Here is a 21,903-nt window from a genome sequence, read left to right on the forward strand (position 1 = left end):
AAGTATTGGTTTTCCTTCAACAACGGATCGTCGTTTTCACCATGATGCATCAAAGGCTGGACCACAACATGCTCAATTCGGAAGGTCCAAGACCTGAAAAGGCAATGGCCGAACTGAAGCGATACATCGAGGGCGTCATCGACCGGGCAATTGCCGAAGGCATGGATGAACTCGATGCCTGCGAGCGGGTCGTCTGCGTGGCAAGCGCCCGTCGGAACAAGGCGAAGTCCAACCGGCCCATGAAGGTTCTCATCCGGTAGGTGGATGGCCAGCACCCGAAGGGCTGACCATCTCTTCTTTATTTGAACCGCGTATCCCCTGCCCGATCAGACCCGTTCCAGCGCGATCGCGATGCCCTGGCCCACGCCAACGCACATGGTCGCCAGCGCATACTTGCCCTGCCGCTGTGCAAGCTCGAGGGCTGCCGTGCCCGAGATGCGGGCGCCGGACATGCCAAGCGGGTGACCGAGCGCGATCGCGCCACCGTTGGGGTTGACGCGCGGATCATCGTCGGCGATCGCCAGTTCGCGAAGGGTTGCAAGACCTTGGGATGCGAACGCTTCGTTCAGTTCGATGACGTCGAGCTGATGTGCTGCAAGGCCGAGCATTGCCAGAAGCTTCTTGGAGGCGGGAGCCGGCCCGATGCCCATGATGCGCGGTGGAACGCCGGCCGTCGCACCGCCCATGACACGAGCGATCGGCGTCAGGCCATACTTCTTGGCAGCGGCTTCAGAGGCAATGATGAGCGCGGCAGCGCCGTCATTGACGCCCGAGGCATTGCCGGCAGTGACGGTGCCGCCTTCAATCTTGTTGATCGGCTTCAGCTTCGCGAGCGCTTCCATGGTCGTTGCACGCGGATGTTCATCCTTCGAGACGACAACTGGGTCGCCCTTACGCTGTGGGATCGTGACGGAGACGATTTCCTGTGCCAGGCGGCCGTTCGCCTGTGCGGCGGCAGCCTTGTCCTGCGAGCGCAGCGCAAACGCATCTTGGTGTTCGCGCGAGACCTTGTAGTCGATCGCCACGTGATCACCGGTTTCCGGCATGGAATCAACGCCGTACTGCTTCTTCATAATAGGATTGATGAAGCGCCAGCCGATCGTGGTGTCGTAGATTTCGGCATTGCGGGAGAACGCGGTCTCGGCCTTCGGCATCACGAATGGTGCGCGGCTCATGCTTTCCACACCGCCGGCAATCATCAACTCGGCCTCGCCAGCCTTTATGGCGCGGGCTGCGGTAATCACGGCGTCCATGCCGGAGCCGCACAGCCGGTTCATGGTCGTGCCGGTCACAGAAAGGGGCAGTCCTGAAAGAAGGGCCGCCATGCGTGCGACGTTGCGGTTGTCTTCGCCGGCCTGGTTGGCGCAGCCGTAGATCACGTCGGCGACAGCTTCCCAATCGACCGAGGAGTTGCGCTCCATCAGCGCCTTCAGGGGGATGGCCGCAAGGTCATCGGCACGAACGGAGGACAGCGATCCCCCGAAACGGCCGATCGGCGTGCGGATGTAGTCACAGATGAAAGCTTCGGTCATTTCTTTCTCACAATTCCGGAACAACGAGATCGGCAACTGGGCCATCGGTGTGAAGCGGAGCACCCGTCATGGCCTGAAGCTCATCCATGCTCATGCCAGGCAGTTTCTCACGCAGCACGAAGTGCTTGTCCTTGATGTCGATCACGGCGTGACTTGTATAAACACGGGTGATGCAGGCAACCCCGGTCAGCGGGAAAGTGCACCGCTCCACAAGCTTTGGATCGCCGTTCTTGGTGACATGCTCGGTGATGACGAAAACCTGCTTGGCGCCGTGCACCAGGTCCATTGCGCCGCCAACGGCCGGAACACCCTTCGAGCCGACGCGCCAGTTGGCAAGGTCGCCGTTTTCCGCGACCTGAAGCGCACCGAGGATCGCCACGTCGAGGTGGCCGCCACGCACCATGGCGAAGCTATCGGCATGGTGGAAGAAGGCAGCACCCGGCTTCAGCGTTACTGCCTTCTTGCCGGCGTTGATAAGGTCCCAGTCTTCTTCACCGGCAGCCGGTGCCTCGCCAAAATTCAGGATGCCGTTTTCGGTGTGGAAGATCGCCTGGCGGCCCGGCGGCTGGTAACGCGCCACCATCTCCGGGAAGCCGATGCCCAGATTGACATATGCGCCATCGGCGATGTCCTGGGCTGCACGCCACGCGATCTGCGCGTTGGAGAGCTTGATATCGTCTCGTGTGTCGACGCTCATATGTAAACCACCCCTGCCCGGATCATTTCTTCTTCCTGTTGAGGATTGGGAACCTCAACCACGCGATCAACAAAGATGCCGGGTGTCACGACATGCTCGGGATCGATTCCGCCGGCCTCCACGACCTTGGAGACCTGAACGATCGTTTTCGCCGCAGCCATGCACATCAGCGGGTTAAAGTTACGCCCGGCCTTGTTGTAGGTCAGGTTGCCGTAATTGTCGGCGACATGCGCCTTGACGATCGCGAAATCGGCCTTCAGCCAGCGTTCCTGGACATAGTGACGGCCGTCGAATTCTGCGATCGCCTTGCCCTCGGCAAGCTCGGTGCCATAGGCTGTCGGCGTATAGAAAGCCGGAATGCCGGCACCGCCGGCGCGGATGCGTTCGGCCAAGGTGCCCTGCGGCACCAGTTCCAGCTCGATTTCTCCCGCCAGATACTTTTCGGTGAAGGCCCGGGGATCCGACGACTTTGGGAAGGAGCAGATCATCTTCCGCACCATTCCCGCATCGATCATGGCCGCGATGCCGATGCGCCCGTTGCCCGCATTGTTGTTGATGACGGTGAGGTCTTTCGGCCGCTTGTCGATCAATGCGTGGATCAGTTCGATGGGAGCACCTGACCCGCCGAAGCCGCCGATCATGACGGTTGCACCGTCACCGATCTCGGACACCGCGTCCGCCAGGTTTCCGATGATCTTGTTCATACTCGGCGCCTCCTTCCGCACGGGCAGGCTTAAAGCTGCCGGATGACGTGATAGAGCGGGCGGTTCTCGACAGCAACCCTGTTGTGCGCTATTTGATATTTGTTCGTATATCGCACGCGGAGACAGCCATGCGCGAGACAGACTATGTCAGCGGCTTCGCCCGCGGGCTGAAAGTGATCGAGGCATTCGGCGAAACGACGAGACGGTTGTCGATCGCGGATGTTGCACGCGCCACCGGCCTCGACAGGGCGACATGCCGCCGCTCGCTGCTTACCTTGGTGGAGCTCGGCTACGCCACCTATGACGGAAAGTTCTTCGCGCTTACACCGAAGGTGCTGCGTCTTGGGCATGCCTATCTGTCGACAACGCCACTGCCGCATACGGTACAGCCGTTTCTCGACAAGCTATCGGAGGATGTGCAGCAGAGCGCTTCCGCCAGTGTGCTGGACGGGACGGAGATCGTTTATATTGCAAGGGCCGCGCAAAAACGCGTCATGTCCATCAACCTGAGCCCTGGCAGCCGGCTTCCTGCCTATTGCGCTTCCATGGGGCGAGTGCTTCTCGCCGCCCTTCCCTCCGACGAGGCCAAGGCGCTTCTCGACCAGACGAACATCAAAGCCCTGACGCCTCATACGATCACGGACAAACAGGCGCTGATGGAAGAATTGGCGCGGGTACGCGAGCAGGGTTATGCGGTGATCGATCAGGAACTTGAGCTCGGACTGCGGTCGATTGCGGTTCCCCTCGAGAATGACCGCGGAAAGGTTGTGGCGGCGCTGAATGTCGGCGCCCCCGCAGCACGCGTGTCGGCGGACGATCTCGCGGGGCAGTACCTGCCGGCCCTGCAGGCGATTGCCCAGAAGCTGAAGCCGCTGCTGCACTAGTGGCGCCGCATTCACGGCGCCACGCGCTGACAGCTTAGATCATGATCTCGCCGCCAGTGACCGGGATGATGGCACCGGTCATATAGCTGCCGAGGTCGGAGGCGAGGAGAACATAAGCGCCGGCAAGCTCGGCGGGCTGTCCGGCACGACCGATCAGTGTCTGTTCGCCGAACTTGGCTGCCTTCTCCGCCGGCATGGTTGAAGGGATCAGAGGCGTCCAGATCGGGCCAGGCGCCACCGCGTTGACGCGGATCCCCTTACTTGCGACCATCTCCGCCAGGCCGGCCGTGAAGTTCGACACCGCCCCTTTGGTCGACGCGTAGGCCAAGAGTTGTGGCGATGGCTGGCGTGATTGGATCGAGGTGGTGTTGATGATGGCGCTTCCAGGCTTCATGTGCGGGATGGCCGCCTTGGAGATGAAGAAAGGGGCATAGATATTGGTGCGGAAGGTCTCGTTCCATTCCTCTTCGGTGATGTCGGCGATATCTGCATAGGTGCGCTGGAAGGCGGCGTTGTTGACGAGCACATCGATGCGGCCGAACTCGTCCATCGCCCTCGTTACCAGGCTTTTGCAGTGCTCTTCGGTCTTGATGTCGCCGGGCACCAGTACCGCCTTGCGGCCCGCCTCTTCAACCCACCGTGCCGTGTCGCGCGCATCCTCGTCTTCATTGAGATACGAGATCAGCACATCTGCACCTTCACGCGCAAAAGCGACTGACACCGCTTTGCCGATCCCGGAGTCGGCGCCGGTGATGATCGCAGCCTTGCCCGACAGCCTGCCGTTGCCCTTGTAGGAACGCTCGCCATGATCGGGAGTAGGTTCCATCTGCGCTGTCGTGCCGGGCGGTGCCTGCTGCTGTTCAGGGAATGGCGGCTGCGGGCGACGAACTTCATCGGTCATGGACTGCTCCTGTCATTGATCGGGAGCATGTCGAACACGGTAGCGGCGCCAAGGGTTCCCTGAGAGGTCAATCTCAACCACCTGGCGTCGCGTCGCGCAGTCTTCTCGCTGCAGGAACTGCCGGTCAGGCGAGCGCTTCACCAATGATCTTGGTGATGGCCGATTCAAGATCTTCCAGCGTGTAGGGCTTGGAGATACGCGGTACCTCAAGTCCAGAGTCCGGCGGCAGGTCGGCATAACCGGTCGCGACGATCACCTTCAGCCCGGGCACTGCCTCACGCGCTGCCTTGACCAACTGCACCCCATCCATGGACGGCATGGAATAGTCGGTGATCAGCAGATCGATCTTCGGCTCCTGCGCAATGATATCCAGCGCCTGCGCGCCTGAGTTGGCTTCAATCGCGCGATAGCCGAGTTCCGTCACCATGTCTGCACATGTCATTGCGATGAGCACGTCATCGTCGACTACGAGTACGGTGAGATGATCGCTCATCAGACTTCTTCCTGCGTATTTGTACCGGTCGATCCGGTTGCTGCTGCGTGTTCGCCGTTCGAACTTGATCTGCTGTCATCGATCAGCGCTGCAAGTTTTTCGGCATCATAAGGCTTGGTAACGATGATTGCATCGGTCTCTTTTCGGACCGTGCCGGGATCTCCCGTCGCATAAACGATAAGTGCATTGGGGCGAACCGTGCGCGCCTGTTCCGCGAGTTCGGATCCCGAGATGCCGGGCAGGTTCAGGTCCGTCACAAGCACATCGACCGGCAAAGTCTGCAGGGCCGTCAGCGCATCTTCAGCGCTGGCCGCCTCCAGCACGACGAAGCCATGCTCCTTCAGCATCTCCGCGGTGGTCGAGCGAATGAGATGATCGTCCTCCACGAGGAGCACCGTCTTTGGCCCCTTGCGTTCAATGATCGGCGCGGGGCGAACGGTGAGGTCTGCGTCAGGCTTCGGCCCTGGCGACGGCTTGTCGCTGCGCCGCGTACCTCGCTGCTTCTGGTTTGCCAGCACGTGGCGGAACTTCCGGGCAAGCGCTTCGCGCGTGTAGGGTTTCGACAGGAGTTCGACGCCAGCGTCCAACCGTCCGCCGTGGACGATCGAGTTCTCGGTATATCCGGAGGTAAACAGCACTGCGAGGTCGGGCAGCCGTTCCTTCGCTTTGCGCGCCAGTTCCGGGCTCTTCAGCGTTCCCGGCATGACGACGTCGGTAAACAGGATGTCGATCGGAATGCCGCTATCGATCACGGTCAGCGCGCTTGCCGCGTCAACCGCCTTGAGCACCCGGTAGCCGAGGTCGGTCAGCATCGCGATGACCGTCTCGCGCACTTCCGCGTCGTCCTCGACCACGAGCACCGTCTCCGTGCCGCCGACGATCGGGCCATTGTCGACAACGACCTCGACGTCTTCCGCTTCCATGGCTCGCGGAAGGTAAAGCCGGATGGTTGTGCCATGACCGACTTCCGAATAGATCTTCACATGGCCGCCGGACTGCTTAACGAACCCGTAAACCATCGAGAGGCCAAGGCCTGATCCCCTGCCCTCCGCCTTTGTCGAGAAAAACGGTTCGAAGACCTTATCGATGATCTCCGGCGGCATGCCACATCCGGTGTCGCTGACGGCGAGCATCACGTACTGCCCCGGCGTCACCTCGTCGTGGAGGCGGGCGTATTCATCATCAAGATGCGCGTTCGCCAGCTCGATCGTCAGCTTGCCGCGACCTTCCATGGAATCGCGGGCGTTGATCGCGAGGTTGAGCAGCGCATTCTCGATCTGGTTCGGATCGATGAACGTGTTCCAGAGCCCGCCACCAAAGATCGTTTCGACCTCGACAGCCTCGCCAATGGCGCGGCGGATCATGTCGTCCATGTCACGGATGAACCGGCTGATATTGACGACCTTCGGCTCCAGCGCCTGGCGTCGCCCGAACGCGAGCAACTGGCTCGCGAGGCGCGAACCACGGGCAACGCCGGCCATGGCATTGGCAACCTTGGCCTCCGCCCTCGGGTTGCCCGCCACATCCTTTGCGAGAAGCTGAAGGTTGCCAGAAACAACCTGCAGCAAGTTATTGAAATCATGCGCCACGCCGCCTGTCAGCTTGCCGACGGTCTCGAGCTTCTGGGCCTGCGCAAGCTTTGCCTCCGCCTGCCGGCGTTCATCGATCTCTGCAATGACTCGCGCCTCCAGGGTCTCGTTGAGCTGCCGCAACTGCTCTTCGGCACGCTCGCGGTGCTGGACCTGGCGCGTCAGGGCCTCCGCCTGTTCGCGCAGCGCTTCTTCTGCGGCGCGCTGATGGGTGATGTCAGTATGGACGCCCACCCACTCGACAACCTTGCCGCTGGAGCCAATGATTGGCAGGGCCCGGATGGCGAACTGGCGCCAGGTGCCGTCATGACGGCGAACGCGATGTTCGTGGACATACATCGATTGCGAGGCGACGGCCTGTTTCCAAGTCGTCACCGAGCTCTCCACGTCATCCGGATGGACGGCATCCGCCCAGCCGACGCCCTGGTACTCTTCGTAGCTTTGACCAGTCAGTGCGGCCCAGCCGGGCTGCTCGCCCACCATCTGGCCATCGGCAGTATTCGTCCAAAGCACCCCGTGCACGGCGCTCATCGCCGTCCGGAAGCGGCTGTTGCTTATGGCGAGTTCGGCTTCTCGCAGCGCGCGGTCCTCAATATCGATGCCGAGGATATGGACGCCGGGAACAGATCCGTCTGCTTCGATATGGGGGATATAGCGCAGCTCGAAGCGGCGCGGCTCACCGCCGCCAAGCACCAGATCCGCCTCGGCGGAGACGACTTCGCCGGCCAGCCCACGATCGATGTCGTGACGCCGGCTCTCGTAGGAGACTTCACCAATGACATCGACGACCTTGCGACCGACGACGTCATCGAGCTTCAGGCCGAACCAGTCCTCATAGGTAGCGTTGGCGAACCGGTAGACATGCTGGCGGTCGACATAGGAGATGAGCATCGGCACGGCGTCTGTCACGCGGCGAAGCTCTGCCTCGCTCGCCGCAAGACGCTTTTCCATTGCGACGCGACTGCTGTTGTCGACGACGGTGCACATGACGCCACCGATCGTCCCGTCGGCCTGGTAGACCGGGGTGTAGAACAGATCGAAGATGAACTGGGTGGCGATCCCATCCCGCTCGAGCGTCATCGGCTGGTCGTGGAAAGACTTGAGCTCACCGTTGAAGCCGGCCTCGAGCATCTCGCGGTTCCAGTCCCAGATCTCCGGCCAGGTTTCTGAGACCCGCGCGCCCATCGCCGCTGGGTGTTTGGCGCCGGCAATCTCTGCATAACGATCATTATAGACCATGACGTGGCTTTTGCCCCACATCAGGACCTTGGCGACCGGAGAATTGACGACATTGGCAACGGTGGTACGCAGCTCGACCGACCACGTGTCTACAGCGCCGAGTGGCGTCTTCGACCAGTCCAGCTCGCGGATCAACTGACCACATTGACCGCCACCAATCGGCCAGATCGTAGGAAGTGGTTGAGTTGTCTCCGCACTGCCGCGAAGCGCACGCAAGCCTGCGCGGACAACTTCGCTGGCGTTTGCATAATCGCCGGACGCCAGGCACTCGTTTATGAATGCCTCAAGTTCCGATGTCAGGGAAACGTTGCGAGACTGGCGATTGATCATGATCGCCAATCGCAAATTCGCACCTCTGTGTCAATAATTGTTACAGCGGTGGACGGGCGGCATCCAAAATCAAACGGTACCGAAACGTCGAGCGGAAACAGATCCTTATAACGTTGAGCTCAGGCAACCGCCGCATTGGTGGCGACCATGGCGCGAAGCCTGTTGAACAGCGCCTCGCCTGTGATCTTGTCAGAATCGAAACCGGTCTCCGGCCCCAGATGGGCGAACAGTGCCGAATCTTCACCAACATAAGCCATGGCCCAGGTGTCGAAGGAGCGGGTGTCGGTGGGCGCGAACTCAAGAAGCGCAACATCCCCATGCCGAGGATCCTGCTGGATCCGCTCGAAGGTGGCCTCCACAGCAGCCTGCGGCCCTTCCAGCACCTGTCCAAAATAGCCCGAGCTGAACATGAGCGCGCCAGTTACGCCCACAAGTGCGTTGTTGCGGCGGCTCTGGGTCAAGATCTCTTCTACCTCCGCCTGGAGATCCGCCACTGACGAAGAAATGCGGTTTTCACTGTAGTAAACGAGGCGGTACAAAGACATTTTCGGTCCTGAATTCATGTTCTTGTTGAGATAAGTTCAGCTGCAGCGTCAGCGGCAAGGGGCCTTCCTGTCAAATAGCCCTGCACCTGCGCGCATCCGTCGCGCGCAATAAGCTCCAACTGGCTCTCAGTCTCGACACCTTCGGCGATCGTCATCATCCCGAGGCTCTTGCCGAGCGCGGTGACGGCGCGGACAATCGCGGCACTGTCGGCGTTCGTCTCCAGGCTGCGAATGAAGGACTGGTCGATCTTGATCTTGTCGAAGGGGAACTTCTGCAGGTAGCTCAGGGAAGAATACCCCGTCCCGAAGTCGTCGATCGACACCTTGATGCCCATCGCCTTGATCTGGTTGAGCATGAGGAGCACCGTTTCTGTGTTCTCGATCAGCGCGCCTTCGGTAATTTCAAGATCCAGCCGTGACGGTGGAAGGCCTGCGCTCGAAAGGGCGCCAACAATGATGCTGACCAGCTTCGGGCTCTTGAACTGAACAGGCGAGAGATTGACCGAGACCGTCAACGGCTCAGGCCAGCGTGCCGCTTCCTTGCAGGCCGTGCGCAGCACCCATTCCCCCAACTGGTCGATGATGCCGGTTTCTTCCGCCAAGGGGATGAACTGTGCGGGCGAAACGCTGCCGCGTTCCGAGGTGGACCAACGCACGAGCGACTCAAAGCCGACCAGCTTGTTTCCGTCGATCTCGAACTGCGGCTGATAAACGAGCGACAGTTCCTGCATGATGATCGCTCGGCGCAGATCGATCTCCAGCGCCCGCCGTTCCTGGATCTCGCGATCCATGGCGTCGGTGAAGAACCGGAAGGTGCCCCGGCCGGCTGATTTGGCCTTGAAGAGCGCGAGATCGGCATTCTTGATTAGCTCTTCCGGTGTCTTGCCGTCGGTCGCCGCCAAGGCGATGCCGACGCTCGCGCCGACCTGGACCGAATGTCCCTGAAGAAGATAGGTGCGTCCGACGATCTCGATAATGCGGGAAGCCAGAACTTCCGCGGCGTGCGGCTGTTCGCCCTCCGCCTGCAGGATGACGAATTCGTCGCCACCAAGCCGCGCAAGCACGTCCTTTGGCGCCAGCAACCGCTGCATGCGCTCGACGACCAGCTTCAGCAGTGCATCGCCGATCGGGTGCCCCAGCGTGTCATTGACCATCTTGAAGCGGTCCAAATCGACGTACAGAACCGCAGTTTGTGGGAGCGACGCGGGGGAAGCAAGATGTTCGTTCAGCCTGCGCAGCAGTTCTACCCGGTTCGGCAGGCCCGTCAGCACATCCCGCTGCTGGCTCAGCGTCATCTGCACCGCAAACGAGACGTCAACGAAGTGAAGCGTCATGTCGTCCGCGGCAGCGAACTCGGTCGCGACCATGATGCTGCGGCCATCTGCCAGGCTGAGCAGTTGCTTCGATTGCCGTGCTGCGAGTGCGGTGTTGATGCTTGCCGCCGTTCCGCCGGGCAGGAAGCCAAACTTCTCCGCCTCGTCGAGCAGATCGACCAGCGGCTTGCCGGGAACCGCGCGCCCGCCGAAAAGGTCGGTCGGTCCTCCCGCGACATCCGTCACCACACCGTGGGTGATGTGCAAGGTCGTCGCTACGGATGGCGGGGAGCCGTCGGGCCCCTCGCTGGGACGACCGGTGGTAAGCTTCTCGGCTGGTGACAACATGCACAGACTCTGGAAGGAAAGCTCGCTGATACAACAACTTGCCATCGAGTTCTTAACATTTGTCATTCATTGCGAGCTCGGGTTTGAACAGTGGAACGAGCTCGCGTCTAGTTGAAGTCGCCAATCCTGCCCGCCGAGAACAGGACCTCGGGCTCGCCTTCCTCGCCGATCGCGGGTGCACCCTGACGACGCCAGAGGACTACGCCCCCGTGCCGGGCAGAAAGGGCTTCAGCTTCGCGCCGGCCATCCGAGGGATCGGATACAGGACGTGGCTCGAAGGCGGGTACCGGCTGGCCGCGATCATCGAGATCGAAGGCAAGCAGGAAACAACTGGTGAATGTGCCAGGCATCGGTCGTCATGCCGATCCGCGCTGCGGCTTTTCGATCTGCTCCTGAACTTCCTTCTTGAGGGTCTCGCGGTTCGATCCGACGAGTTGGTCTCTCGCGCGTTCAATCTGCTGCTCCGAAACCTCGATCGGGCTGCTGCTGTCGTCAGGCAAGCCGGGGCCGGATTGCGCGATGCTGCTCTCTCGCGGGCGGTCGTTCAGGCCGGGGGTTATCTTCTCTGTCATGTCTATCCTCCTGATCAGGAGAGAAACACGCGGCAGCTCGATTTGTGCCACGTATCGCTGCAAATCGGCTCACGAACAGCGGCATATTGCCCCTGCTCCCTCGACGGGAGCTTTGGCTGACACAGGTTACGGATATGATCTACTTTACGAGCGATACGCATTTCGGCGACCCGCGCGTGCTGCGCATCGACCGCCGCCCTTTCCAGAACATGGCTCTGCATGACGATGCTCTGATCCGGAACTGGAACGCGGCTGTCGCAGACGATGATGAAGTCTGGCATCTCGGCGACTTCATGTTGACCCGTAGCGGCGATGCCTCCGAGATGCTGAAGAAGCTCAACGGAAGGAAGCATCTGATCATCGGGAATAACGACGGTGAGGCGACGATTTCGGCAACCGGCTGGGAGACGGTCCAGCACTATCGGGAGCTGGTGCTGGATGGGCAACTGCTCATCCTGTGCCACTATCCGTTCCGCACCTGGAACAAGATGGGGAAGAAATCGATCAACCTGCACGGCCACTCCCATGGGCGCCTGAAGACGATGCCTCGGCAGTTCGACGTCGGCGTCGATGCGCGCGATCTCAAGCCAGTGACGCTGGACCAGTTGCTGGTACCGCGACGTCGTGCGGCAGTGATTTCTCCCAACGAACCGGCACCAGATGCATAGGCTTCACTCAAAGATGGAACTCCTATGTTGCTGACAATCTCCGGCCTCACGAAATCTTATTCGACCGCCGAGGGTCCTATCGCCGTGCTGAAAGGCATCGACCTTCAGTTGCAAGCCGGCGAGACCGTCGCGCTGACCGGTGAATCCGGCAGTGGGAAAAGCACGCTTCTGCATCTGGTGGGCGGGCTGGACCAACCGGATGCGGGCAGGATCATTGTCAACGATCGCGATATAGCCACCCTTGCTGATGCCGAGCGGGCGCTCTACCGGCGGCACGAGGTGGGGCTCGTCTTCCAGCAGTTCAACCTCATACCGTCTCTCGATGTCGCGGCAAATATCGCGTTCCACGCCAGGCTCGCCGGACGCCAGGAGCCGGAGTGGGAGCGGCAGTTGGTGGAAAAGCTCGGACTTACCGCTCTCCTCAATCGTTATCCGGAACAACTGTCGGGTGGGCAGCAGCAGCGTGTCGCGATAGCCCGCAGCCTTGCCGTTCGACCGCCACTGATCCTCGCCGACGAGCCGACCGGGAACTTGGACGAGGCGACGGGCGACGCCGTACTTGACCTCATGTTGTCCTTGAGCGGCGAGGCGGGCTCTGCCCTCCTCCTCGTCACCCATTCCATGCGCCTCGCGGGCAAGCTCGATCGCCAGATCATGCTGCGCGCCGGAAGGATCGGCGGATGAAGCGGGTTGCGCTTTGGGCGCTGCTCTCCCACTGGCGGCACCGGCCCCTGCAGTTTCTGACACTGCTTCTCGGCATCTCGCTCGCCACGGCATTATGGTCCGGCGTTCAGGCCATCAATGCCGAAGCCCGAGCCAGCTATGCCCGGGCAGCCAGTGTGCTGGAGCAAGGCGATCTCATTCAGCTTCTGCCGCAGCCCGGCCGACAAATTACGGTTGCCGATTACGTTTCGCTGCGCCGCGCCGGCTGGGTAGTTTCGCCAGTCATCGAAGGGGGTTATCGATTCGGAGAGGCGAGGATCCGGTTGATCGGTATCGATCCTCTTTCCATGCCGCGCGAAGGCCGCGCCTTTGAAATCAGCGGCGGCAACGACATCTCAAGCTTCATGGGCGCCGAGGGCGAACTGGTCGTATCGGCAGCAACAGCCGCCAAGCTCGACGGCAAGACGGATATTCCGCTCAAGATCGCAGCCGAGGTTCCCAACGACGCAGCCTTTACTGACATCGCGGTCGCGGACCGGCTGCTACAGCGGAATGGGAGCATCGACAGGATCGTCGTGGCGCCATCGCAACAGCTGGACGTTTCGGATCTGCAGGAGGCGGCACCTTGGGCCGTACTGCGTAGTCCGTCAGAGAAGCCCGATGTTGCGCAGCTAACGGACAGCTTCCACCTCAATCTGACGGCCTTCGGGTTTCTCGCTTTCGTCGTAGGGCTTTTCATCGTCTACTCGACGATCGGGCTGTCGTTCGAGCAGCGACGCAGCACCTTTCGCACGCTGCGTTCGCTCGGCGTCTCGCTGCAGTCGTTGATCGTGCTCCTGATGCTTGAATTGGCGGTCTTCGGCCTCGTCGCGGGTCTCCTCGGCGTTACAATCGGATATCTGCTGGCGTCCACGCTGCTGCCGGGTGTCGCGGCAACCCTGCAAGGCCTCTACGGGGCCAGCGTTTCCGGCAGCCTCGCGCTGCGACCGGAATGGTGGGGTGCAGGCTTGGCCATGGCGCTGGCGGGAACCGCCTGTGCATCGGCCCAGAACCTATGGCAGGTGAAGCAACTCCCCATTCTCTCCGCAGCTCAACCGCGGGCCTGGGCCGGGCTCTCGGCACGGGTCCTTCGTGCTCAGGTCGTTTGCGGACTTCTGCTGCTTGTGCTCTCGGCGGTGCTGGCTTTCGCCGGCACCGGACTGGTGGTGGGCTTTGCAGTTCTCGGCGCGCTGCTTCTGGGTGCGGCCCTTCTGCTTCCTCCCTTGATGTCCGGTTTTCTCAAACTGGCGGAGAGCTGCGCAGGTGGCGCGGTGACCCAGTGGTTCTGGGCCGACACACGGGTTCAGCTGCCAGGTCTATCCCTTGCGCTGATGGCGCTGCTTCTCGCCCTTTCTGCCAATATCGGCGTCGGCACCATGGTGTCGAGCTTCCGTCTCACCTTCATAGGCTGGCTGGACCAGCGGCTGGCAGCGGAGCTCTACGTCACCGCCCGGGATGAAGACGAGGCGGCGCGGCTGAGGCAATGGCTGGATGGCAGGCACGTTACCGTACTACCGATCTGGAGCACGGAGGGCCAGGTGCTTGGGCGGCAGGTGGAGATCTACGGGGTGGCCGACGACGCGACCTATCGCGACCACTGGCCCTTGATCCGCGGAAACCAGGATGTCTGGGACGCTATCGCCAGCGGCAACAGTGCATTGGTGAACGAGCAGTTTTGGCGCCAGGGCGAAGTTGACATTGGCCAGGAGCTTGAGCTGCCCGGTGGGTGGAAAGTGAAGGTTGTCGGCGTCTATTCCGATTATGGCAATCCGAACGGTCAGGTAATCGTGGATGTAACCGCTCTGGCGCAGCACTATCCGGACATCCCCAAGCTGCGTTATGGCCTGCGCGCGGCGCCCGCCGTAGCCGCAGATCTGCAGCGCCAGTTGATGGACGAGTTCGGGCTGCCGGATGGCAACGTGCTGGACCAGGCTTCCGTGAAGCAGCGGTCACGCGAGGTTTTCGACCAGACATTCACCGTCACCGGGGCCTTGAACGTTCTGACGCTGGCGGTGGCAGGGTTTGCTATGTTTGCGAGCCTCCTGACGCTGTCCGGTCGCCGTCTTCCGCAACTGGCTCCGGTCTGGGCGATGGGGATGCGGCGACGCGATCTGGCCCTGCTGGAAGTGGTGCGTACCCTGCTTCTGTGGTCGGCGACGTTTGTTGCCGCTATCCCGCTCGGATTGGTGCTCGCGTGGGTGCTGTTGTCGATCATCAATGTCGAAGCGTTCGGATGGAAGCTGCCCATGCATGTCTTCCCACTGGACTGGCTGTGGCTAGGTCTCGTCGCATTGGGCGCAGCGCTTCTTTCCGTCCTGTTGCCCGTCAAGCGGCTCGCGACGGTGCATCCCGCCGACCTGCTGAGGATATTCGCGAATGAACGATAGCTGGTCCAAGCGCGCCCTCGCCCTCCTTCTGCTCATCGCCGCCCTTCCGGTCGTGGTTCTTGCGCAAGGTTTTGCTGGTCTGGGCTCCGATGCTGAAGGGTTCAGCGTTCCCCGGCGCGGCACGCTCATGGCTTTTCCAGCCGACCACGGACCCCATCCCGATTTCAGGATTGAGTGGTGGTATGTGACCGCCAATCTCGAAGCCGAGGACGGCCGTGTGTTTGGCGTTCAGTGGACGCTGTTTCGCTCTGCTCTGGCACCGGGAAATGCCGAAGGCTGGCGCGATCCGCAAATCTGGATCGGCCATGCAGCGCTTACCACACCGGACCACCATTATGTAGCCGAGCGGTTGGGGCGTGGCGGTATAGGGCAAGCCGGTGTCGAGACGACCCCGTTCCGGGCCTGGATCGATCACTGGGAGATGAAGAGCAACAGCCTGCCAGACGAGGATGAACTGGCCCGTCTCGATCTATTCGCAGCGGGCGATGCATTCAGCTACCAACTGACGCTGGAAACGAGCACTCCGCCCGTCCCCCAAGGTGATCGCGGCTATTCCGTCAAGTCCGAAGCGGGTCAGGCAAGCCACTACTACTCGCAGCCATTCTATCAGATTAAAGGGGCTCTGGTGGTCGGCGGGAAACCGGTTGCCATTACCGGAAAAGGTTGGCTCGATCGGGAATGGTCCTCGCAGCCGCTGGCGGCTGACCAGGAGGGCTGGGACTGGTTCTCGCTCCACCTTGATAGCGGGGATAAGCTTATGGCGTTTCGTCTGCGCGATGCAGCAGGCGGATTTATTTCAGCAAACTGGATCAAGGCAGACGGAGAGACGGAAATGATCGACACGGAGTCGGTCTCGCTTGAGCCGCTCCGAACCGCAAAAGTGAATGGTCGGCCGGTTCCGGTTGAATGGAGGATCCAAGTCCCCGCCAAGAGGGTGGACATCACGACACACGCCTTGAACGACCAGAGCTGGATGGGCACCTCAACGCCGTATTGGGAGGGGCCAATCCGGTTCGGGGGCAGCCACTCAGGCGTCGGATATCTGGAAATGACCGGATATTAGCTGCCGCTATGCTTGCAGCGCATTGCTGCGCTGCAACAACAACACTGGCATCAGCCAGCTTCAACAGCTACATGTTGTTCATCGAACAGCGCACCTCCTCCCGCGCTGTTGGAACGTGGTGTTTCTCTCCTCCTCCCGGAAACACCCACAAGAACAGCGGCACTCCTCCTCCCAGTCGCCGTTCACAAATCAAAAGCCTGCCGCACCTCCTCCCGCGGCAGGCTTTTTTCGTTTCAGATGAGATCGGCCAGCGCCTTGTGCTCGGACACAGCCCTGCGCAGCGCAGGCACCGTGTCATTGCCTTCCCGGAACAGATTGATCATCACTGCCGCGGCCAAGCCGACATCCGGGCTCTCCTTCGGCAGATCGTGCTCCTGCCTCCACTCATCAAGCACGGTATCGAGAATTTCCAGTTCGGCGGGGCCGAACGTGGTTTCGAAGAACGGACGCATTTCAACTGAACTCCCGCATTATCGCGGCGAATGTGGGAAGCTTGCCGGAAGGTTCAAGGCCGCTCCGAATAATTTGAACCGCGGGTGAAAACCTAGCGGAACCATCGCTCTAGCTGGCGATTACCCACTCGTCGCCAAGGAGAAGATGATGTCAGACAACAGCAGCAAGACCGTTACCGCCAGGTTCGAAACCCGTGCCGCAGCAGAGGTCGCGGTAGAGCATCTGGCGCAGGATCACGGGATCGACCGGGCTGACATCTTCGTCCAGCCGGTTGGCGCCGAGAACACGTCGGGCACCTCCCCCAATGGCAGCGATGCCCCATCGGTTCGGGACGAAACGAGGCACGACGGCGCAAATCAGGGTGAGATCGAGGTTTCTGCGGATGTCCCGGCGAACGAGGTTGCAGCCGTCCAGCGGATCTTTGGAGACATCGGCGCGCTGCACGTTTCTGCTGGCTGATCCGTCCCGCGTACTACATCCGGAACCCATGCTTCAGCGCCGCCTGTGATAACTTGGCATAGGCGCTGCGGCAGCGCTGGTCGAGATCACGCCGCTGCGCCTCGGTCTTCTGCTTGAGATCGGAAAGCCGGTCTTCCGCCAGGTTGACGTCGGCTGCCATCATAGTGCCTGCAAATGCCGCCTTGACGATTCCTGCGCCCGAGAAGAGGTCGCTCGCGACAACGTGGTGGATGTGGCCCGCGACGCCCGCCAGTAGTTCGAGGCAATCCATCAGGACGTCTGCAGCTTCAAGAGGCTGGCGGGTGGCATCGGCTCCTGCGTCTTCGAGCGGCTTGTCCGGTTTATGATCCTCCTCTGACTTTTGCCGCAGGATACTCATGTAACGCTGGAACTGGATCCGATCCTGCTCAGCCGCGTCAGCCAGCCGCTGCGTCAGGTGTCCGATCTCCTGTTCAGCGTGAGAAAGGGCACTGTCTTGTTTGTCTCGTGCGGCGGATATGACCACGGCCATCTCGGCCATTCCAAGCCCGATGAGAGCGCAGGCAAGCGAAGCGGTGCTTCCGCCCAACCTGGGCGCCTTGCAGCCAACCGCGTCGTTGATCTCGGCGATGCTCATGTCCGTCAGGCCTTGTTGCTGCCCCACCTCGGTCCGCTCCCGTTGTGATGACCCGTTCGCCGGGCTTCAGATGCCAAACAGCTGAAACCGGCAGAGGTTCGAAACGATGTGCGACGGATCTGATCGGCGAAAGCGTCAGCTACAGACGGCGAAACGCCACATGTTCTTCCCGGCCGCCTTGGCCTCATAGAGGAGTGCATCCGCATGCGCCGTCAGTTGGTCGAGGGGCTTCTTGGTTTGGCACCACGTGCAGCCGACGCTTGTACCAAGCCGCACGGTCCCCGTCGTCAGTTGGAACGGTTCGCTGATCGCCTCGACGATGCGTTTGGCGACGGCTTCGCCGACCCCCGGCTCCCCGACCACGATCAGGATGAATTCGTCCCCGCCCGCGCGACAGACGAGATCGTTCACCCGCACTGAAGCCTGCAACCGTTTTGCTGTTTCCACGAGCACCGCGTCACCTGCCGGATGGCCATGGCGGTCGTTGATCGCCTTGAAGCCATCGAGATCGATGGCAAGCACACTGAACCCGTCACTTGAAACAAGCATTTCGTAGCGGCTTTCCAGCCCGCGCCGGTTGAGAACCCCAGTCAGTGCGTCCGTCTCGGATTTTTCCATGAGGCGCTCAAGGCGATCGTGCTCCTCGGTAAAGTCGATCGCTACACCCACGATCCGCCAGGGATCGCCATCGGGATCACGCAGCAAGCGCCGGTCGCAACGCATCCAGCGCTCCCCTTCGATCGTCCGCAAGCGGTACTGAGCAACAGACTGGTCGAGCTTACCGGCGATGAGAGAGGAAAGGTCCGCGGCAGTGCTGTCGTCAGGATGGACGCGTTCGGTATAGCCCTTGAGGTCGAACTTGGCAGCATCCGGACCTCCTATGAACTGCGTCAGACGTTCTGATGTTTCGAATTTGTGGGTCTTGACGTCCATGTGCCAGAAGCCGCCGCGGATCGCCTGCATGGCAAGTTCAAGTTGGGCGGCACGCTCTGCGAGTTCCCGCTCGTTTTCCTTGTCCTTGCTGATGTCTTCGATCTGTGAAATGAACCTTGCAACCTTGCCGTTTGCCAGCCGCATCGCAGCCACATGGATTCGCACGTGCAAGATGGAGCCATCGCGTTGCACGTAGCGCTTCTCGATCGAGTACCCATCGCGTTTCCCCGCAAGTACCTCAGCAAACAGCGCAAGGTCAGCCGCCAGATCTTCCGGATGCGTGAAGTCCCTGAAGGAGATGCCCTCCAGTTCCGAAAGCGGGATGCCGACCATGCGCGAAAAAGCGGCATTGCCACGGATGACGCAGCCGTCCAGATCGATGAGGGCGATGCCGATAGGAGCATGATCGAAAGCGAAGTCAAAAAGGGCCATCCGCGACTCGGCGGCAAACTGCCTTGATCCTCGCTGATCATCCATCGCCATCTCCATCCATCCTTCTTCGCCGATCCCGCCGGGAGAAACATAGAAAGCTAGGGGATTTGATGGCCAAATCTAGCATGCGCGGTGGCGTAGTGCTGTCAAATCTCCTTATAAGGTTGAAGACTATTCACTTCGATCGGTCGACGAACTATGTCCGGTTGCAGACCCCAATCCCTTTCGCGCAGCCCAGCAATTGCCGGCGTGTCGCCTGGAACGACTTGACGTGGAACAACAGCATCTGACATTGAAAGCCGCAGCCTGGATGATGGCAGGCATCGCCCTGCTGCTGCTCATGGCCGTCTCCGGTCGTGCGATCACCACCGAGCTCAGCGTTTTCCAGGTCATGGAGATGCGTTCGGTCATCGCTTTCTTTATGTTGCTGCCGCTCGTCCACCGCGAAGGCGGGATCAGGCAGATGCGCAGCGGCATCCTGCTTACCCATATCGGGCGCAACACGGCGCATTACGTCGGTCAGTTTGCCTGGCTGATCGGTCTGACGATGATCCCGATGGCGCAGGTCATCGCGATCGAGTTTACCGCTCCTATCTGGACGGCCATCATGGCGGCGCTGTTTCTCGGGGAGAGGCTAACGGCGGGCAAGATGGCAGCGATCCTGTTCGGCCTCGTTGGCGTCACGCTGATCGTCAGACCCGGCGCGGCACCGCTGAATCCAGGTCACCTCATCGTCTTGGGCGCGGCCTTCGTTTTTGCGATCTCGTTCATCACCACGAAAATGCTCACCCGCTCTGACAGCGCGACCAAGATCATCTTCTGGATGCTCATCATCCAGTCGGTCATCGGGCTTATTCCCGCGCTGAACGTCTGGGTCTGGCCGTCGCTTGCCATCTGGCCGTGGATCTTCGTGATTGCCTTTGCCGGCACCTTCGCGCATTTTTGCATGGCACAGGCGCTTTCATACGCCGATGCGACGGTTGTGATGCCGATGGATTATCTTCGGGTGCCGCTGTCTGCCCTGCTCGGGTTTCTTCTTTATTCCGAAGCCATCGACGGCGTGACGGCTGTGGGTGCCGCCCTGATCCTGGCCGGCAACCTGTTCAACCTGCGCAAGTCGAACGCCGCCGGCAAGGCACCGACAGCGAACTGATCTTAGTCCTCTGTGTGTTCCCAGTACCAGGCGACGTAACGTTTCCTGCGATCGTGGCCGCGGTTCTTCAGGAACGTGCGCATGGCGCGGACGTCTTCCTTTTCGCAGGCAAACCACACGAACGTGTCTTCCGATGCGGCGGCAACGGCGGCCTTCGCCTGTTCCAGGAGAACCTGGGCGCTTCCTGCCGGATAGCTCTTGCGGTGCAGCCAGCGTACGTTCACCGACGCAGCCGTCTTAAGTTGCTGCTGCTCGCGCTCATCCGCGACTTCGATGATCGCTTCAACCTTCGTGTCGGCCGGCAGCTCTTCAAGTATCCTCGCGATCGCTGGAAGCGAGCTTTCGTCGCCAGCCATGAGCAGGGTCTTTGCATCCGGCACGCCGCCACCGCCAGGTCCGAGAAGCGCTACCACCTGCCCCGGCTCGGCATCGCGGGCGAAATCCCCACCCGGGGTCGGAACGCCGGGTGTCGGGTGCTGCAGGAAGTCGATCCAGAGCTCCTTCCGCTCCGCATCAACGCCACGTATCGTATAGACGCGCACGAGAAGTTCATCCTCGCCCTCCGGCCAGGCCACGCGACCGTCTTCACGATAACCCGGCCAGACCGGCGTCCTGCCCTTCGGCGGCACGAGCAGGCGCACATGCATGTCGCCGCCTGCAAAAGCTTCGATGTTGTCGCAGGAGAAGCGGACGCGCCGCATATGCGGCGTGACGTCTTCGGCGGAAATAACGGTGAGTTCGTTGATGTTCGGCAGCGAGGTAAGAGCCGTCGCCTTCGCCCAATCGAGCTCCAGCGGTTCGTCACCTGCAAAGTAAAAGAGATGCTCGGCAATGCTGTTGCGGCTCATCTGCAAAGCCGTCTCGGACGGGCATGCGAGGTCGATCAACAGTCTCCTATCCTCGATCCGGATGCTCGCCGTACCGAGCTTGCTCTTCAGGAGCGCCTGGTGCCCTTCCCTTTCGACATCGGCATGCTCCACGAAGTGCTCGCAGATTTCGTCGAGCATATGGAGCGCATCGTGTGGCCGTGCCACGCCGGAAAGCTTGAAATGCTGACCTGCATTCATGCGCGGTCCTCCTTCAGGTGTTGATCTCTGGTCATTCTGTGCCGTCCGATCGGCAACATCATCGGCCGGCCGGATGTGGGGTCGGTTACGATGCAGTTGTCGAGGCCGAAAACCTGACGGACGTTCTGTTCAGTAAGCACGTCATCCGGGGCGCCGGTGACATGGACGCGACCATCGGCCATGGCGATGAGATGGTCCGCATATCGGGCCGCGAGGTTGAGGTCGTGCAGGACCATTACCACGGTCGTTCCGCGCTGGTCGTTCAGGTCCGTGAGCAGGTCCAGCACTTCGACTTGATGGCTGATGTCGAGGAAGGTCGTCGGTTCGTCCAGCAGAAGGATGTCCGTCTGTTGCGCGAGCGCCATGGCAATCCAGACCCGCTGGCGCTGTCCACCCGAAAGCTCGTCAACCGGCCGTTCCGCGAGATCCATGGTCTGGGTAGCGACAAGTGCCGCTTCCACCGCCGCATCGTCTTCGCGAGTCCAGCGGGAGAAGAGGCCCTGGTGCGGATGCCGCCCACGGCTGACGAGGTCGGCCACGGTAATCCCTTCCGGAGCGATCGGCGATTGCGGCAGCAGGCCGAGCGTTCGCGCAAGCTCCTTGGGCGGCGTGCGATGGATGGCCTTGCCGTCCAGCAGAACCTGGCCCTTGGCCGGTGCAAGAAGCCGGGACATCGCACGCAGGAGCGTCGACTTGCCACAGGCATTGGCGCCGACGATGACGGTGATCTTGCCCGACGGAATCACGAGATCGAGGTCATGCAAAACCGCGACATCACCGTATCCGGCAGAAACGTTCTGGACGCTGAGCGAGTGGCTGGGCT

Annotated in this window: 23 protein-coding genes; 8 read left to right on the top strand and 15 right to left on the bottom strand. The window is 61.1% G+C overall.

From position 1 onward, the window contains the following. The first annotated feature begins 68 nt into the window (after positions 1 to 68). Positions 69 to 260, top strand: a complete 192-nt coding sequence (locus tag CYG48_RS21515) for a hypothetical protein (protein WP_150132743.1) — start codon at positions 69 to 71, stop codon at positions 258 to 260. Between the two features lie 66 nt (positions 261 to 326). Here CYG48_RS21515 and pcaF read toward each other — a convergent pair whose 3' ends face one another. From pcaF to CYG48_RS21530, 3 genes are read right to left on the bottom strand one after another with little or no spacing between them, the layout of a single operon-like run. Beyond that, positions 327 to 1,532 (bottom strand): 3-oxoadipyl-CoA thiolase, encoded by a 1,206-nt coding sequence (gene pcaF / locus CYG48_RS21520; protein ID WP_118852691.1) that lies wholly within the window; start codon positions 1,530 to 1,532, stop codon positions 327 to 329. Positions 1,533 to 1,539: 7 nt separating this feature from the next. Next, complete coding sequence (locus tag CYG48_RS21525) at positions 1,540 to 2,229, bottom strand: 3-oxoacid CoA-transferase subunit B (protein WP_118852692.1); 690 nt, start codon at positions 2,227 to 2,229, stop codon at positions 1,540 to 1,542. Continuing rightward, positions 2,226 to 2,933 carry a 3-oxoacid CoA-transferase subunit A gene (locus CYG48_RS21530; RefSeq protein WP_118852693.1) on the bottom strand — a complete coding sequence of 236 codons (708 nt, stop codon included), beginning with the start codon at positions 2,931 to 2,933 and terminating at the stop codon, positions 2,226 to 2,228. The genes CYG48_RS21525 and CYG48_RS21530 overlap by 4 nt, the downstream gene beginning before the upstream one ends. A gap of 128 nt (positions 2,934 to 3,061) precedes the next feature. Between CYG48_RS21530 and CYG48_RS21535 the strand changes: the two genes are divergently transcribed. Next, positions 3,062 to 3,817 (top strand): IclR family transcriptional regulator, encoded by a 756-nt coding sequence (locus CYG48_RS21535; RefSeq protein ID WP_118852694.1) that lies wholly within the window; start codon positions 3,062 to 3,064, stop codon positions 3,815 to 3,817. Between the two features lie 34 nt (positions 3,818 to 3,851). Here the strand turns inward: CYG48_RS21535 and CYG48_RS21540 are convergent, their stop codons facing one another. From CYG48_RS21540 to CYG48_RS21570, 7 genes are all read right to left on the bottom strand, one after another. After that, complete coding sequence (locus CYG48_RS21540) at positions 3,852 to 4,718, bottom strand: glucose 1-dehydrogenase (RefSeq protein WP_199925323.1); 867 nt, start codon at positions 4,716 to 4,718, stop codon at positions 3,852 to 3,854. 124 nt (positions 4,719 to 4,842) lie between these two features. After that, on the bottom strand, positions 4,843 to 5,211 hold the full coding sequence (locus CYG48_RS21545) for a response regulator (protein WP_118852695.1): 369 nt from the start codon (positions 5,209 to 5,211) through the stop codon (positions 4,843 to 4,845). Continuing rightward, on the bottom strand, positions 5,211 to 8,369 hold the full coding sequence (locus CYG48_RS21550; RefSeq protein ID WP_118852902.1) for a type II toxin-antitoxin system ParD family antitoxin: 3,159 nt from the start codon (positions 8,367 to 8,369) through the stop codon (positions 5,211 to 5,213). The genes CYG48_RS21545 and CYG48_RS21550 overlap by 1 nt, the downstream gene beginning before the upstream one ends. Positions 8,370 to 8,488: 119 nt before the next feature. Further along, a complete protein-coding gene (locus CYG48_RS21555) occupies positions 8,489 to 8,914 on the bottom strand; it encodes a BLUF domain-containing protein (protein ID WP_118852696.1) in 426 nt (141 codons plus the stop codon). A 14-nt stretch (positions 8,915 to 8,928) separates the two neighbouring features. Further along, entirely contained in the window at positions 8,929 to 10,575 is a 1,647-nt protein-coding gene (locus CYG48_RS21560) for a putative bifunctional diguanylate cyclase/phosphodiesterase (protein WP_199925324.1), read from the bottom strand. A gap of 107 nt (positions 10,576 to 10,682) precedes the next feature. After that, positions 10,683 to 10,925: a hypothetical protein gene (locus CYG48_RS21565; protein WP_118852698.1), complete on the bottom strand. Its 243-nt coding sequence runs from the start codon at positions 10,923 to 10,925 to the stop codon at positions 10,683 to 10,685. 6 nt (positions 10,926 to 10,931) lie between these two features. After that, the gene (locus CYG48_RS21570; protein ID WP_118852699.1) at positions 10,932 to 11,147 is read right to left on the bottom strand and encodes a hypothetical protein; all 216 of its coding nucleotides are present in this window, start codon (positions 11,145 to 11,147) and stop codon (positions 10,932 to 10,934) included. Positions 11,148 to 11,281: 134 nt separating this feature from the next. Between CYG48_RS21570 and CYG48_RS21575 the strand changes: the two genes are divergently transcribed. The 4 genes from CYG48_RS21575 to CYG48_RS21590 are packed head-to-tail and all read left to right on the top strand — an operon-like array spanning position 11,282 to position 15,967. Continuing rightward, entirely contained in the window at positions 11,282 to 11,815 is a 534-nt protein-coding gene (locus CYG48_RS21575) for a metallophosphoesterase family protein (RefSeq protein ID WP_199925325.1), read from the top strand. Between the two features lie 24 nt (positions 11,816 to 11,839). Beyond that, positions 11,840 to 12,499: an ABC transporter ATP-binding protein gene (locus CYG48_RS21580; protein WP_118852700.1), complete on the top strand. Its 660-nt coding sequence runs from the start codon at positions 11,840 to 11,842 to the stop codon at positions 12,497 to 12,499. After that, positions 12,496 to 14,904, top strand: coding sequence for an ABC transporter permease (locus tag CYG48_RS21585; protein WP_118852701.1), 2,409 nt, complete (start codon positions 12,496 to 12,498; stop codon positions 14,902 to 14,904). The genes CYG48_RS21580 and CYG48_RS21585 overlap by 4 nt, the downstream gene beginning before the upstream one ends. After that, positions 14,894 to 15,967: a lipocalin-like domain-containing protein gene (locus CYG48_RS21590; RefSeq protein ID WP_118852702.1), complete on the top strand. Its 1,074-nt coding sequence runs from the start codon at positions 14,894 to 14,896 to the stop codon at positions 15,965 to 15,967. The genes CYG48_RS21585 and CYG48_RS21590 overlap by 11 nt, the downstream gene beginning before the upstream one ends. A gap of 233 nt (positions 15,968 to 16,200) precedes the next feature. On the opposite strand, the gene CYG48_RS21595 is transcribed toward CYG48_RS21590, so the two are convergent. After that, the gene (locus CYG48_RS21595) at positions 16,201 to 16,419 is read right to left on the bottom strand and encodes a hypothetical protein (RefSeq protein ID WP_118852703.1); all 219 of its coding nucleotides are present in this window, start codon (positions 16,417 to 16,419) and stop codon (positions 16,201 to 16,203) included. 148 nt (positions 16,420 to 16,567) lie between these two features. On the opposite strand from CYG48_RS21595, the gene CYG48_RS21600 reads away from it, so the two are divergent. After that, positions 16,568 to 16,879, top strand: a complete 312-nt coding sequence (locus CYG48_RS21600; RefSeq protein ID WP_118852704.1) for a hypothetical protein — start codon at positions 16,568 to 16,570, stop codon at positions 16,877 to 16,879. A 13-nt stretch (positions 16,880 to 16,892) separates the two neighbouring features. On the opposite strand, the gene CYG48_RS21605 is transcribed toward CYG48_RS21600, so the two are convergent. Both CYG48_RS21605 and CYG48_RS22810 read right to left on the bottom strand, forming a co-directional pair. Continuing rightward, positions 16,893 to 17,522 carry a cyclodeaminase/cyclohydrolase family protein gene (locus tag CYG48_RS21605; protein ID WP_150132744.1) on the bottom strand — a complete coding sequence of 210 codons (630 nt, stop codon included), beginning with the start codon at positions 17,520 to 17,522 and terminating at the stop codon, positions 16,893 to 16,895. Positions 17,523 to 17,630: 108 nt separating this feature from the next. Further along, positions 17,631 to 18,905 carry a diguanylate cyclase gene (locus tag CYG48_RS22810; RefSeq protein WP_199925326.1) on the bottom strand — a complete coding sequence of 425 codons (1,275 nt, stop codon included), beginning with the start codon at positions 18,903 to 18,905 and terminating at the stop codon, positions 17,631 to 17,633. Between the two features lie 265 nt (positions 18,906 to 19,170). On the opposite strand from CYG48_RS22810, the gene CYG48_RS21620 reads away from it, so the two are divergent. Beyond that, positions 19,171 to 20,013: a DMT family transporter gene (locus CYG48_RS21620; RefSeq protein WP_118852903.1), complete on the top strand. Its 843-nt coding sequence runs from the start codon at positions 19,171 to 19,173 to the stop codon at positions 20,011 to 20,013. Between the two features lie 2 nt (positions 20,014 to 20,015). Here the strand turns inward: CYG48_RS21620 and CYG48_RS21625 are convergent, their stop codons facing one another. Both CYG48_RS21625 and CYG48_RS21630 read right to left on the bottom strand, forming a co-directional pair. Next, positions 20,016 to 21,080, bottom strand: a complete 1,065-nt coding sequence (locus tag CYG48_RS21625) for a DUF2218 domain-containing protein (RefSeq protein WP_118852708.1) — start codon at positions 21,078 to 21,080, stop codon at positions 20,016 to 20,018. Further along, entirely contained in the window at positions 21,077 to 21,844 is a 768-nt protein-coding gene (locus CYG48_RS21630) for an ABC transporter ATP-binding protein (protein ID WP_245450623.1), read from the bottom strand. The genes CYG48_RS21625 and CYG48_RS21630 overlap by 4 nt, the downstream gene beginning before the upstream one ends. Between the last annotated feature and the right edge of the window lie 59 nt (positions 21,845 to 21,903).

The organism is Neorhizobium sp. SOG26, from assembly GCF_003491345.1.
Taxonomy (GTDB): Bacteria; Pseudomonadota; Alphaproteobacteria; order Rhizobiales; family Rhizobiaceae; genus Neorhizobium; species Neorhizobium turbinariae.

Coding starts and splice junctions, on each gene's coding strand:
- CYG48_RS21545 (WP_118852695.1), bottom strand. CDS start 5,211: ATGAGCGATCATCTCACCGTACTCGTAGTCGACGATGACGTGCTCATC.
- CYG48_RS21525 (WP_118852692.1), bottom strand. CDS start 2,229: ATGAGCGTCGACACACGAGACGATATCAAGCTCTCCAACGCGCAGATC.
- CYG48_RS21540 (WP_199925323.1), bottom strand. CDS start 4,718: ATGACCGATGAAGTTCGTCGCCCGCAGCCGCCATTCCCTGAACAGCAG.
- CYG48_RS21515 (WP_150132743.1), top strand. CDS start 69: ATGCTCAATTCGGAAGGTCCAAGACCTGAAAAGGCAATGGCCGAACTG.
- CYG48_RS21580 (WP_118852700.1), top strand. CDS start 11,840: ATGTTGCTGACAATCTCCGGCCTCACGAAATCTTATTCGACCGCCGAG.
- CYG48_RS21595 (WP_118852703.1), bottom strand. CDS start 16,419: ATGCGTCCGTTCTTCGAAACCACGTTCGGCCCCGCCGAACTGGAAATT.
- pcaF (WP_118852691.1), bottom strand. CDS start 1,532: ATGACCGAAGCTTTCATCTGTGACTACATCCGCACGCCGATCGGCCGT.
- CYG48_RS21600 (WP_118852704.1), top strand. CDS start 16,568: ATGTCAGACAACAGCAGCAAGACCGTTACCGCCAGGTTCGAAACCCGT.
- CYG48_RS21575 (WP_199925325.1), top strand. CDS start 11,282: ATGATCTACTTTACGAGCGATACGCATTTCGGCGACCCGCGCGTGCTG.
- CYG48_RS21625 (WP_118852708.1), bottom strand. CDS start 21,080: ATGAATGCAGGTCAGCATTTCAAGCTTTCCGGCGTGGCACGGCCACAC.
- CYG48_RS21585 (WP_118852701.1), top strand. CDS start 12,496: ATGAAGCGGGTTGCGCTTTGGGCGCTGCTCTCCCACTGGCGGCACCGG.
- CYG48_RS21550 (WP_118852902.1), bottom strand. CDS start 8,369: ATGATCAATCGCCAGTCTCGCAACGTTTCCCTGACATCGGAACTTGAG.
- CYG48_RS21555 (WP_118852696.1), bottom strand. CDS start 8,914: ATGTCTTTGTACCGCCTCGTTTACTACAGTGAAAACCGCATTTCTTCG.
- CYG48_RS21565 (WP_118852698.1), bottom strand. CDS start 10,925: ATGCCTGGCACATTCACCAGTTGTTTCCTGCTTGCCTTCGATCTCGAT.
- CYG48_RS22810 (WP_199925326.1), bottom strand. CDS start 18,905: ATGGATGATCAGCGAGGATCAAGGCAGTTTGCCGCCGAGTCGCGGATG.
- CYG48_RS21530 (WP_118852693.1), bottom strand. CDS start 2,933: ATGAACAAGATCATCGGAAACCTGGCGGACGCGGTGTCCGAGATCGGT.
- CYG48_RS21535 (WP_118852694.1), top strand. CDS start 3,062: ATGCGCGAGACAGACTATGTCAGCGGCTTCGCCCGCGGGCTGAAAGTG.
- CYG48_RS21570 (WP_118852699.1), bottom strand. CDS start 11,147: ATGACAGAGAAGATAACCCCCGGCCTGAACGACCGCCCGCGAGAGAGC.
- CYG48_RS21620 (WP_118852903.1), top strand. CDS start 19,171: ATGATGGCAGGCATCGCCCTGCTGCTGCTCATGGCCGTCTCCGGTCGT.
- CYG48_RS21560 (WP_199925324.1), bottom strand. CDS start 10,575: ATGTTGTCACCAGCCGAGAAGCTTACCACCGGTCGTCCCAGCGAGGGG.
- CYG48_RS21590 (WP_118852702.1), top strand. CDS start 14,894: ATGAACGATAGCTGGTCCAAGCGCGCCCTCGCCCTCCTTCTGCTCATC.